This is a genomic window from Nostoc sp. PCC 7107 (assembly GCF_000316625.1).
In the GTDB taxonomy this organism is placed as follows: Bacteria; Cyanobacteriota; Cyanobacteriia; order Cyanobacteriales; family Nostocaceae; genus Nostoc_B.
Genome location: NC_019676.1, coordinates 155,746 through 167,889, shown reverse-complemented (window position 1 = coordinate 167,889; position 12,144 = coordinate 155,746). Strand labels below are relative to the sequence as shown.

The 12,144-nt window shown below is 37.7% G+C and carries 9 protein-coding genes; 3 read left to right on the top strand and 6 right to left on the bottom strand.

Annotated elements, in window-relative coordinates; translation table 11 throughout:
* Positions 1-14: 14 nt before the first annotated feature.
* The 4 genes from NOS7107_RS00700 to NOS7107_RS00685 all read right to left on the bottom strand — a co-directional run bounded on the left by NOS7107_RS00700 (position 15) and on the right by NOS7107_RS00685 (position 4,350).
* Complete coding sequence (locus NOS7107_RS00700; protein WP_015111069.1) at positions 15-1,304, bottom strand: polysaccharide ABC transporter ATP-binding protein; 1,290 nt, start codon at positions 1,302-1,304, stop codon at positions 15-17.
* Positions 1,305-1,319: 15 nt separating this feature from the next.
* Positions 1,320-2,159, bottom strand: coding sequence for an ABC transporter permease (locus tag NOS7107_RS00695; RefSeq protein ID WP_015111068.1), 840 nt, complete (start codon positions 2,157-2,159; stop codon positions 1,320-1,322).
* Between the two features lie 31 nt (positions 2,160-2,190).
* On the bottom strand, positions 2,191-2,619 hold the full coding sequence (locus NOS7107_RS00690; RefSeq protein ID WP_015111067.1) for a hypothetical protein: 429 nt from the start codon (positions 2,617-2,619) through the stop codon (positions 2,191-2,193).
* Between the two features lie 381 nt (positions 2,620-3,000).
* Positions 3,001-4,350, bottom strand: a complete 1,350-nt coding sequence (locus NOS7107_RS00685) for a glycosyltransferase family 4 protein (RefSeq protein ID WP_015111066.1) — start codon at positions 4,348-4,350, stop codon at positions 3,001-3,003.
* 1,273 nt (positions 4,351-5,623) lie between these two features.
* Between NOS7107_RS00685 and NOS7107_RS00680 the strand changes: the two genes are divergently transcribed.
* Positions 5,624-7,798 (top strand): polysaccharide biosynthesis tyrosine autokinase, encoded by a 2,175-nt coding sequence (locus NOS7107_RS00680; RefSeq protein ID WP_015111065.1) that lies wholly within the window; start codon positions 5,624-5,626, stop codon positions 7,796-7,798.
* Between the two features lie 131 nt (positions 7,799-7,929).
* Here the strand turns inward: NOS7107_RS00680 and NOS7107_RS00675 are convergent, their stop codons facing one another.
* The gene (locus NOS7107_RS00675) at positions 7,930-8,166 is read right to left on the bottom strand and encodes a hypothetical protein (protein WP_015111064.1); all 237 of its coding nucleotides are present in this window, start codon (positions 8,164-8,166) and stop codon (positions 7,930-7,932) included.
* 246 nt (positions 8,167-8,412) lie between these two features.
* Here NOS7107_RS00675 and NOS7107_RS00670 point away from each other — a divergent pair, with 246 nt between their 5' ends.
* Positions 8,413-10,572, top strand: coding sequence for a Tex family protein (locus NOS7107_RS00670; protein ID WP_015111063.1), 2,160 nt, complete (start codon positions 8,413-8,415; stop codon positions 10,570-10,572).
* A 296-nt stretch (positions 10,573-10,868) separates the two neighbouring features.
* Here NOS7107_RS00670 and dapF read toward each other — a convergent pair whose 3' ends face one another.
* On the bottom strand, positions 10,869-11,708 hold the full coding sequence (gene dapF / locus NOS7107_RS00665) for a diaminopimelate epimerase (protein WP_015111062.1): 840 nt from the start codon (positions 11,706-11,708) through the stop codon (positions 10,869-10,871).
* A gap of 174 nt (positions 11,709-11,882) precedes the next feature.
* Between dapF and NOS7107_RS00660 the strand changes: the two genes are divergently transcribed.
* A complete protein-coding gene (locus NOS7107_RS00660) occupies positions 11,883-12,101 on the top strand; it encodes a hypothetical protein (protein ID WP_015111061.1) in 219 nt (72 codons plus the stop codon).
* Positions 12,102-12,144: the final 43 nt, after the last annotated feature.

Sequence of the window (12,144 nt, the reverse complement as noted above, 5' to 3'; positions counted from 1 at the left end):
TTTACCTTTTGCTGTTATAAAATTTGTTCCACAGATTGCCAAACGGCATCTTCTAAATAAATACACTCATCAGGCTGCCATTCATAATCTGGACGCTCAAATTTGTGCATGGTTACTTCAAACGGGCAAATTTCTCTGAGATTTTCTAGTAAAGTCTCGCTACGTCTTTCAGACAACCATGTTGTTAAGGTGTATGAACCCATATAAAGTCTTGATTTCGGAATTTCACACCGGAGAATAAATGTTCCAGGTTTTTGACAGAAGGGAGCATTTGATTCAAAAAACCAAAAAATACAAATCGGTTGCTGTAAAGAATTGACTATCTGAAAAGAAAAGCGCAGACTGTCATGAGGTTGAGTAATGTGTAATGCAAACTCAACGTTGATTGGTTCGCCCCAACAGTGAATTCCCTCTGCTTCAGATGTATGCACTCGCGCCCAAGCGATGTAATTGCCAGGTTTATTTACAGGTGCTTGGTAGTATGCCTGTGGTATGGAATCATCTTTTTGTCCAACTAAATAAAGCTGTACAGCTTTATTAGTACTACCATCAAACTGAATATTGCCTTTAGAAAGTAATATGCAACGTTTGGTTAGTTGGGCGATCGCTGTCATACTATGGCTAACAAATAGAACTGTCCGCCCTTGTTTGGTTGCGACATCATCCATTTTCCCCAAGCACTTCTTCTGAAATGCTGAATCACCTACAGCCAAAACTTCATCAACAATTAAAATTTCTGGCTCTAAATGAGCAGCAACAGAAAATGCTAGGCGCACATACATTCCAGAAGAATAGCGCTTCACTGGTGTGTCTAAAAATTTCTCAACTTCAGCAAAGGCGACTATTTCATCAAATTTCTGCTTAATTTCTACTCTACTCATCCCCAGAACAGAACCATTGAGATAGATGTTTTCTCTACCTGTCAGTTCTGGGTGAAATCCTGTTCCTACTTCTAATAAACTTGCTACCCTTCCTTGGATAGTAATACGCCCTTTACTTGGTTCGGTAATGCGACTCAAAATTTTGAGGAGAGTTGATTTACCTGCGCCATTACGTCCAATCACACCAATGGCTTCACCTTGTTTAATCTCAAAGGAAACATCATTCAATGCCCAAAATTCTTCAATATATGGATTGTTTATTTTGTTATCGGCTGGTTTTAGGAGTTTCTGAGTCACATATTTAGTGCCATCAGCAATCACATCACGTAAAGCTTTATAGCGAAAGCGACCGGAGTTCTCCTGCTGATGACTAATGATATATTTTTTACTAAGATTTTCAACACGAATTACAGTTTCTGACATCTGCTTTACTCCTTTCTAAATTACGTCAGCAAATGTCCGTTCTACTTTGCGGAAATACCAGATGCCACTTAGCAGTAACAGTAAAACTAAGGCTAGAGATAAGGTAAATCCTGGCCAGTAAATTTTGGCATCACCACCAAGAATAGCCCAACGAAATCCATCAATCACTCCTACCATTGGATTTAATGAATACAGTAATCGCCACTTTTCTGGTACAAGATTGCTACTAAAACCAACTGGTGATACGTATAATCCAAATTGGACAATAAATGGCACGATATAGCGGAAGTCACGATATTCTACATTTAATGCTGCAAACCACAGCCCAACTCCAGATGAAGCAGCAAAAGCTATCGCAATAAATAAGGGCAGCGTCAATATCCGCCAGTCAGGCACAAAATTATACCAAGCCATAAGTGCAAGTAGAATTATGCCAGAAATCATAAAATCTACAAAGCTGACAATTACTGAACTCAGTGGCACAATCAGGCGAGGAAAGTAGACCTTCGATATCAAGTTGGCATTGCCAATTAGGCTGTTGCTACAGTCGCTAAGGGAATTGGCAAAAAATTGCCAAGGCAACATCGCAGCGAAAACAAGAATTGGATAAGGTACTGATGAGGGTAATTTTGCTAAATTGCCAAACACTACAGTAAATACAACCATAGTCAAAAATGGTCGGATTAACGCCCACGCTAAACCAACCACAGTTTGCTTATAACGCACCAAAATATCACGCCACGCAAGAAAATATAACAGTTCCCGATAGCGCCACAAGTCTTGCCAATACTGTCGCTCCACTTTTCCAGCTTCCAGTACTAGCTCTTGTGTAGAAGCTATATCTTGACTACTCATAGTATTTATTGAGGATCTTAATCTGTAACAGTTAACCTACAAACTGGAAATCTTTCATACCGTGATAACCAACTAGTCTTGATTGCCTACGAGTGAACTCTCCAACAGAAGGATTTCCATTTGGATGGATAACTCCTGTTGCTTGCTGCCAAAGTTCTTGTGGGGCTAGTGAAAGTTTATAGGTGCGATCGCCAGATTTTTGTACATGATACCATTTTGTTTGCTGGCATTCTTCACACCAAAAAGCTTCTAGCCATTCTCCTTCTATGGTAACTGTTGTGTGGCTGGCTATTAGCATTAAAGCATTACGCCTACTCACGCCTCGTTGCTGCAATTGGCCTGGTTTTTCAGCAAATATTTGATATTTCTGACTGACGCTATCTATATAGCAACTGTGAAATGGGCAGTAGATCGCCCTTCTTTTTGAACGCTTCCGATTTCGGTCACACCTTCTCTGCAATTTTGCCTCCCACATTGATGAACTACAAAATAGATAAGTAAGGAAGGTTTATTTGGAGGGACTGAGATCAAAATGACCATCGAAGCCCATCTCCTAAATATTTACAAATTTGACTACTAATTCTAGTTGGAATACTTCTCCTAACAATTTATTCAGCTTGCTATTGCTAAATAATCTATTTTAGTCTGGTTATAGTCTATTCAGATAGATTAATTAGAGTAAGCTTTTGAATATTATGTTCCTCCTACCATAAAAATATACATATCAGTTATTAGTGAGTTTAATATCAACAGAGCATTAATAAATTATCAAAATTGCACTGTTGAAACACAACACTAAACTTAAGGTTTTTCCAGGATAAAATGAAGACTCCATTAAAGCTTACTTTGTCTGCACTTGAGACACAGAGATCACTTCATCAGAGGCTATTGCTTGCTGTAAAACATCAAAATACTGTTGAGAGATTAGCTTAGGTGTGAAATGCGATCGCAAATATTGGCGACCAGCTTTTCCCATCCGTTCTCCTAATTGTGGGTCGCGGCTCAGTAAGCGAATAAATTGAGCTAGTCCGTGTCCATCTCCATTGTCAAAAGTTCCACCACAGTTAGCCTCTGCAATCAATTGTCTGAGATAAGAGTAGGGAGAACAAATGACCGCTATAGGCCTTCCTGTCGCTAAGGCAGAGTAAAGCTTACTAGGAACAACCAAACCTTCTGTAGTTTCATCTACACTCACGAATGACAAATCACAGGCTGTTAAAGAATATGGAAGTATTTGCTTATCTTGATATGGCAGAAATGTAAAGTTTCTCAAACCTAAGCGGTTTACTTCCTTGATTAATTCTTCTCGCTTTGCTCCACCACCAATACATACAAACTGAATTGCTTCATCTTGTAGTTCCTTGGCTGCTTCTAGCATGGTTTCAATGTCATGACAGCGCCCCATATTGCCAGAGTAGAGAACTGTAAACTTTTGTACAAGGTTGTGCTTCCAAGCAAACCAGTTTTCTTGTTTAGCAATTGGAACAATTAAATCTGGATTAGCCCAACTATGAATAACAGAAATCTTATCGCTGATTTGTGGGCAATGGGCTAATACTCGTTGCTTCATTGCTGGACTTAAAACGATAATTCCCTTTGCATTTAACCAAACTTGTTGGTTAATTTTGCGCCACATTCTGACTAGCCAATGACTCTTGGAAATTACACCTAGAGCGATCGCAATATCAGGATAAAGATCATATATTATGCAGACATAGGGAAGCCTAAATAATAAATACCCCAAATATCCTAATAATGGCAAAAATGGTGGGGCTGTTGTAACTAACATTACATTGTTACGCCGCCAAGCTCTCAACATATACAATAAAGCGCGTAAAGTGTACAACACACCATTAACAGCTTTGCCGCGAATTCTTCCTGGCCACAGTTGAGCAGTCCGAGAGCGCTGAACTCGGAGGCGTTCTAACTTCTCCACCGATGGAGCTGCTGCTGAGTTAAACGCGTACCCAGGTTGACTAGTAAAAACTTCTACATCTACCCCTTGCTGTCCTAACTGTTTTACTAATTCCTCAATTAATTGTCCGGTAGCAGCATAGTCTGGGGGGAAATATTGGGTAACTACAGACAATTTAATAGATTGTTGAACTTTGAAAGAATTATCACTTTCTTCTTCTAACCGAGTAGAAATGGATTGTAAAAATTTTTGGTTCATCCATTCATTGAGTCTCATCGGCGCTATCCTACTTAAGAATTTAGAGATTTATAGGGAAATATAACTGAACCACTAAAGCTCTTAAGTCATTAATGTATACAATTTAATGCTGGGTTTTTCATACCAGTTTTCAGTTTACTGAAAACTGGTATGAAAATCACATACTCTATCAAACTTCCTTAAAGCTTACTCGTATAATTTTCGAGAGCTAGGAAATATTCTTAACATAGGTAAGTGTATTTTTATTATTATGTATAATAAATTTTCTTAAACAGGGAAACACAAAATATACAATGAGTTTTATTTAAAAATAAAACTTTTTTTGAGTAAGTTTTTATCTGATGCAGATTGATCGTCTAAATAAAATTTCCAAATTTTATTTCTTCTCCAATGGAACCTTAATTTACCTCCTATATGAAACTTTTGTTTGCGAAATCTTAGCTTTTATTGATTGTGTTGCTTATTAGTGACTGCATTTAATTTCCATGAATTGCGTGCAGGTCGCTAATCACGATCTTAAATAGTAAAGTATCATGTTTCAAAGTTTACTCATAAGCTTCATCAAAAATTTATTTTGCTCAAGTCGCTTTATACAATATCTTCATACAGTACATTTTTATTTAAGTACTAGTTCTTATGTACATTAGAGTTCCTGCTCCTCATCAAGAACTAATTGGTGAACTAGGACTTTCTCAGACTCTCATTAAGATTATATTAAATTAATAATAATTATTGAATAAATCAATAGTTTGGGGTAATTTGTATATATGTTTATGTTTTGTAAGTTATGTTACGTGTTTACTTCTACTCACAATCATAGCAATCTGTAATTAACAGAGTTTGTCTGAGGAAGGTAAAGTTTTTTCTTATTTATAACTAGCGCAAATTTATTTATGAGCGCTCGCCGACTAGAGGGGAAAATGGTTAATTCAAAACAGTCATTTTGAATTAATTTTTAACATATAATTAATTCCATCTAAAATAAATATAAAAAATACCATAAAATAATTTACTGTGTGTATGTATATTAAACCCTTAGTAAACTTAAAAATAAATTTTTAATTTCAGTATAGAACATTCATACACTAGTATAAATATAAACTTATTTTTCTTTAGATTTAGCCGTATTAAAAATTACTTTTACATACAGTCTTTTTTAAGTAAATTTCTTATAAGCCGTATAAATTTTAGCAAAAACTCTCATTAAGTAATTATGGCTGCTATAGAAACTCAATCTAAAAAATTGTTATAAATAAATCTAGTATGGTTGACTACCAAATATTCATAAATAATGGACAATCATCCTTCTCAACATTCCTCCTCAGGACATAATAGCAACTCTGAGCATCAATTTTTACCGAATCAACCTCTGCCGTGGGCTGAAGAATCAGAGGGTGGTTGGAACTTTCAAGAAGTTTTAGATATTTTACAACGAAGATGGCTAACTATTGCTGGAGTTGCTACTGTTGCAATGGCCAGTATTGTTATCGGCTTAACACTGAATCCGACAAAACCAGAATATGAAGCCAATTTTCAGATTCTAGTAGAACCAGTCAGTGACGATAGTAAAACTGTTGATGTGATCAAGGATGCTAATGCCAATTCAAATCAATCTACTCTAGATTATGATAGCCAAATTCAGATTCTTAAGAGTCCTGTAATTTTGGAAGATGTTGTTAAACGGGTGCAAGTTGCTTATCCAGATATCAGTTATGATTTCCTAGCTAATTCTTTAAATGTTTTTCAGCTGGGTAAGACAAAAATTATACAAGTAAGTTATCGAGATAACAATCCAGATAAAGTTAAACTGGTTTTAGATAAAACTGCTCAATCTTACTTAGAATATAGTAAAGAAAAACGGCAAACTAAAATAGGGCAAGGACTTCAGTTTGTTGAAAAACAGCTAAAAATTTCCCAAAGTCGTGTTGATCAGCTGCAACAACAACTGCAAACTCTCAAACAAATATATAATCTTAACGATCCAGAAACTGAAACAAAAGCACTAGATGCTGAGACAGCAACCTTAACTGCCCAAAAACAAACAATTAATTTTCAGTTGGCACAAGCTCGTGCTAATTTAAATTTACTGCAACAACCAGATGGTGAGAAAGCAGTACTAACTACTGCAAATTTATATCAACAGTTAATCAGCCAGAAAAATCAATTAGATGCTCAGGTAGCTGCGGATTCTACTCGTTTCCAAGCAGATAATCCTACACTACAATCGTTGAAAGAAAAGCGAGACAGCTTGTTGCCTTTAATTGACCAAGAAGCCAAGCGCTTTTTAGATACTAAACGTGCTGAGATCGCAACTGGAATTAAAATTTTAGAAGTACAGAGTCTGACACTGGCAAAAAGAGAACAGGAATTGCAGCAAAAACGCAAACAACTGCCTATTTTGTCACGAAAATATACAGATTTGCAACGTAAATTACAAGTTGCTGTTGAAAGTCTTAATCGTTTTTTGTCTACTCGTGAAACTTTGCAAATTCAGAAATCTCAAACAGAATTTAGTTGGGAATTAGTTCAAGCACCAGTTAAACCAGAATTTCCTGCCACTTCATCTAGTTTAAAAAAGAACCTATTATCAGGATTAGCAGCGAGTATTCTCATAGGCATTGGCGTTGCTTTATTACTAGAAAAGTTAGCCAGTACATACAATAGTGTTAAGGATTTAAAGGAAAAAGTAAAATTACCATTGCTAGGTAGTATACCTTTTGAAAAGCAAATTCAGACTGAGCAAGATGACTCTTTTTTTCCTCGAAATCTTCCTTTGATAAATTTACCAAAATACTTCTCTGAATTTCTACCTAATTTGAATGTTGCCACACTTCAAGATAATAGTCACCATAATACAAATTTTTTAGAATCTTTACGGGTGCTTTATACAAATATTCAGCTTCTCAATTCCGATCACCCGATCCGATCTATTATTATTACTTCATCCATGCCTAGTGATGGGAAATCTACAGTTGCTTTTAATTTGGCTCAAATAGCTACAGCAATGGGTCAGAGAGTATTACTAGTAGATGCTGATCTTCGCAGACCAACAATCCATACTTTATCAAATTTAAGTAATCTGTGGGGTTTAAGTAATTTAATTTCGACTAATTTACCAGTAGGAGAAGCTATTCAGGAAATATCTACGTTGAGTCAATTATCTGTAATTACCTCTGGGCCAGTACCACCGGATGCGACAAAATTGCTATCTTCAGAGAAAATGAAGCGACTGATGACTGAGTTTCATAATTCTTTTGACTTAGTAATTTATGATGTACCTCCTCTAGTGGGGCTTGCTGATGTTAGTTTGCTTGCACCAAATACAGACGGTATTTTAATAGTGGTAAAAATTGGCAAAACCCAGTCCTTAGTACTTAACCGTGCTATTGACAACTTAAAACTTTCCCGGTTGAATATTTTGGGTATGGTTGGCAATGGTGATAAAACTGTCTTCAAGAGCTATTAGCTGATGACTCTATGACGATGTGTAAATTTCCAGGGCTGGATGTTTTGCTAAGAGACAGCGATCGCGTACATTCCATCATTTTACAGAATTAGTGGCGATCGCATCTTGCCTATGGATTTAATTATTTACACTTATTTTTTACTGGCTTGGGTATATTTTTTATCGTTATCTCGTAAAAGTTTATTAGTAGTAATGACCACGAAAACCAGTAGCAATAGCTGGATTTGCCAAGGTGCTAAAACTAAACTCACAACTAGACTGATGATTGTAAATATACCAGTCAGGTAAGCTAATTCATCACTACATTTTTTGGATAAGTAACCAGTTGCTAAACCAGTAAACAGAGGAATTAAAAAAAACAAGGCCATTGCTGTTCTTCTCCTAACGTAAGATGTCAAGAACTGAGAAGTTTTAATTTATATTTTTTTTATAATCATTGCTGTCAATCTTATATCTAAAGAGGTGTCTTCACAATCCTCTAATGAAATAAACAATCAGCAAGCAAGTCACAATTCCGTAATTATCCAGTAAATAAGTTTAACACTCAGCGTTGTCACTATAATGACGATCTACGATACTACCTTAAGAAGCGACATTTTACCATTAGATACCCAATGCTAAACATTCCTCAACTATTAGCAACTGAACTGGATCTTAAACCTTATCAGGTGCAGAACGCGCTGGAACTTTTGGCGGAGGGTGCGACAGTTCCTTTTATTGCACGTTACCGCAAAGAACGCACTGGAGAAATGAATGAAGTGCAATTGCGGGATTTGTTTGATAAGTATAATTACTTAACAGAAATAGAAGCCAGAAAATCAGTAATTTTAAATGCGATCGCTGAACAAGGTAAACTCACTGATGAGTTGAAAACACAAATTATCTCTTGTCAACAAAAAACCGAACTTGAGGATTTATACTTACCATATCGACCAAAGCGCCGCACTCGCGCCACAATTGCTAAAGAAAAAGGATTAGAACCACTGGCAGAGTTCATAAAATCGCTGAATATTAAAAATGGTATAGCTGCATCTTTAGAAACAGAAGCCAGCAAATATATCTCGGAAGAGAAAGGCGTAAAAACAGCAGATGAAGCCCTCAAAGGTGCAGCAGACGTTTTAGCAGAAGCAGTCGCAGAAACAGCGGAACTCCGGGCTTATTTGCGCGACTATCTTTTAGACGCAGGAGTTTTTGTTTCCCGCATTAAAGATGAGCATCCTGAAGGTACAACCAAATTTGAGATGTACCGGAATTATCAAATCAAAGTGAAAAATATTGCTCCTCACAATATGTTGGCATTGTGTCGTGGTGAAGCTGAGGGAGTATTAAGCTTCGATATTAACTTTGATGAAGATTATGTGCTTGGTTATCTTGAATCTCAGGTAATTCGTACTAAAGTCAGAGCAATTAGGGATTTTTATCAGATGATGCTGAAGGATGCGTTTAACCGTCTGATGAAAACTTCTTTAACAGGAGAAGTAATTTCTACCAAAAAAGATTATGCAGACATAGAATCCATCAAAACATTTGAAACTAACCTGCGTGAGTTATTATTATCTGCACCTGCGGGGATGAAACCCACTTTAGCAATTGATCCTGGTTTTAGAACTGGATGTAAAGTTGCAGTTTTAGATGAAACAGGCAAATTTCTCGAATATCAAGCTGTTTTTCCCCATCAAGCAGCGGAACAACGTACTAAAGCTGCACAAACGATTAGAAATTTGATTGAAAAATACAAAATCGAACTAGTAGCTATTGGTAACGGAACTGCTTCGCGGGAAACTGATGAATTTGTGGCGCAAGTATTACAAGCTGTAGACCGTAAACCAATTAAGGTGATGGTGAATGAATCTGGTGCATCCATATATTCTGCCAGTAAAGTCGCCTTAGAAGAGTTTCCCGATTTAGATGTGACAGTGCGGGGTGCGATTAGTATCGGTCGCCGTTTGCAAGACCCCTTAGCAGAATTAGTCAAAATTGATCCCAAATCAATTGGCGTGGGACAATATCAGCACGATGTTGATCAAAAGTTATTGAAGAAGAAACTTGATGACACTGTAGAAAGCTGCGTCAACTTTGTGGGTGTAGATTTAAATACAGCTTCTAAAGAACTTTTAACCTTTGTATCTGGTATTACAGCCGCAGTGGCTAATAACATTGTCAACTATCGCAATCAAAATGGAGCGTTTAAAAGTCGCCGCCAACTGTTGAAAGTGCCGAAATTAGGGCCGAAAGCTTTTGAACAAGCCGCCGGATTTTTGCGGATTCGCAATGGCAATCATCCGTTAGATAATACGGCGGTGCATCCTGAAAGTTACTCAGTGGTGGAAGCGATCGCATCTGACCTCAACGTACCATTAAATCAAGTTAGTCAAATTGCGGAAAAACTCAAAAAAATCGAGCTAAAAAAATACGTCACCGATACTATTGGTGAACCTACGCTGCGCGACATTTTCCGAGAACTGGAAAAACCCGGACGAGATCCCCGCGCTGAGTTTAAGTATGCAACCTTTCAAGAAGGCATCAAAGAAATTAGAGATTTACAAATCGGGATGGAATTAGAAGGAATAGTTACCAATGTGGCAAATTTTGGCGCATTCGTAGATATTGGTGTACATCAAGATGGTTTGGTGCATATTTCCCAACTCGCCGATAGATTTGTAGATGACCCTAAGCTCATAGTTAAGGTGGGACAAGTTGTCAAAGTTAGAGTTCTGGAAGTGAACGAGAAATTAAAACGGATTAGTTTGTCTATGAAAGCAGCCAAGCAATAAGAAGTGCTGAGTAACCGCTATGGTGTACACACAAATATTCGTGTACTGCATCTGTCCCGCCTCGGAATTCATTCCGAGTCTCATAGCGTAAGTCATCTTCAGATGACTCAACTAAAAATATATCAGTCCACGTTTTGTGGACTTTGGCTATGAGCCTAAAACTTTAGTTCTAGGCGGGGTGTGGTTGAACATGAAAATTTTTGACTTGTGTGTACACCGTAGTTTTACCTAACAGGGAAGGGGTTGGGGTTCGGTTTGAGAGAAAGTTTCACACTGCATGACTTCTAAATTATGTTTCAAGCCGTACCCTTAAACACTCGTTCAGCAGGGCCAGTCATATAAATTCGTTCGTCAATTTCTGACCATTCAATTTCTAAGCAACCTCCTGGTAATTCTACAGTCGCCAAGCGATCGCATTTTCCAGTTAACACGCCAGCCACTAAAGATGCACAAGCACCTGTACCACAAGCTAATGTAATTCCTGCGCCTCTTTCCCATACCCGCATTTTCAGGTAGTCACGACTCACCACTTGAATAAATTCGGTGTTGGTTCTTTGGGGAAAAACTGGGTGATGTTCAAATTTTGGGCCGATGGTTTCTAAGGGAATTGTGGCGACATCTTTCACAAAAGTGATGCAGTGGGGATTCCCCATACTTACACAGGTGACTTCCCAAGTTTGGCCTGCGACTTCTAGGGGTTGATTAATCACTTTGGCATCAGGCGCACCCAGAGTAGTAGGGATTTCGCCAGCGAGTAGGCGCGGTAAACCCATATCCACCTTGATTTGTCCATCGGGTGTTAGTTGGGGTGTAATTGTCCCTGCTAAGGTATGAATGCGATATTTATCTTGAGTGCGAGATATACCTTCTAAATCAGCGAGAAATGCTGCTAAACAACGAATACCGTTACCACACATTTCCGGTTCGGAACCATCGGAATTAAAAATTCGCATGGTGTAGTCAGTACCGTTTTTTCCGGGTAAAGCAAAAATCACACCATCTGCACCAATGCCAAAGTGGCGATCGCACCATTCAATTGCTTTCTCTGGTGTTAGTAATGGTGAGGCTGACGCGCGATTGTCAATTAAAATAAAGTCGTTGCCTAGACCGTGATACTTAGTAAATTCGATTGCCATTTTTCCAATGATGAATTATCAATGATTAGGAAAGTATGAAGTGTAAAGTATGTAGACACCTTTTGGGTGGCTTGCCGCAGGCTAGGATGAAATTTTATCCTTCATAGTTGATCATTCATACTTTACAACTCCTTACAGAAAACATTTTTTATTGTGCATAAACCATCACCAAACATGGCGACAACTGATTTTGACACTTCGCTGCCAAGTATTCGGCAAGTGCAGAACCTGATTAAACAAGCCGCAGTAGTTGAGTTCAAACTAGTTACAGGCGATCTGTTGACAGGTAAGGTTTTATGGCAAGATCCAGGTTGTGTTTGTATTGCCGATGAAAACAACCAGCAAACAACCATTTGGAAACAAGCGATCGCTTACTTCAAACCCAAAGTTTAATCCTCTGATAAAAGAGGGGTTATAAGCTAGTATTTCTACTCAG

Bases quoted from the DNA above. Each gene is read 5' to 3' on its own strand.
- NOS7107_RS00700 (WP_015111069.1), bottom strand. From the start codon at position 1,304: ATGTCAGAAACTGTAATTCGTGTTGAAAATCTTAGTAAAAAATATATC.
- NOS7107_RS00695 (WP_015111068.1), bottom strand. From the start codon at position 2,159: ATGAGTAGTCAAGATATAGCTTCTACACAAGAGCTAGTACTGGAAGCT.
- NOS7107_RS00685 (WP_015111066.1), bottom strand. From the start codon at position 4,350: ATGAGACTCAATGAATGGATGAACCAAAAATTTTTACAATCCATTTCT.
- NOS7107_RS00680 (WP_015111065.1), top strand. From the start codon at position 5,624: ATGGACAATCATCCTTCTCAACATTCCTCCTCAGGACATAATAGCAAC.
- NOS7107_RS00675 (WP_015111064.1), bottom strand. From the start codon at position 8,166: ATGGCCTTGTTTTTTTTAATTCCTCTGTTTACTGGTTTAGCAACTGGT.
- NOS7107_RS00670 (WP_015111063.1), top strand. From the start codon at position 8,413: ATGCTAAACATTCCTCAACTATTAGCAACTGAACTGGATCTTAAACCT.
- dapF (WP_015111062.1), bottom strand. From the start codon at position 11,708: ATGGCAATCGAATTTACTAAGTATCACGGTCTAGGCAACGACTTTATT.
- NOS7107_RS00660 (WP_015111061.1), top strand. From the start codon at position 11,883: ATGGCGACAACTGATTTTGACACTTCGCTGCCAAGTATTCGGCAAGTG.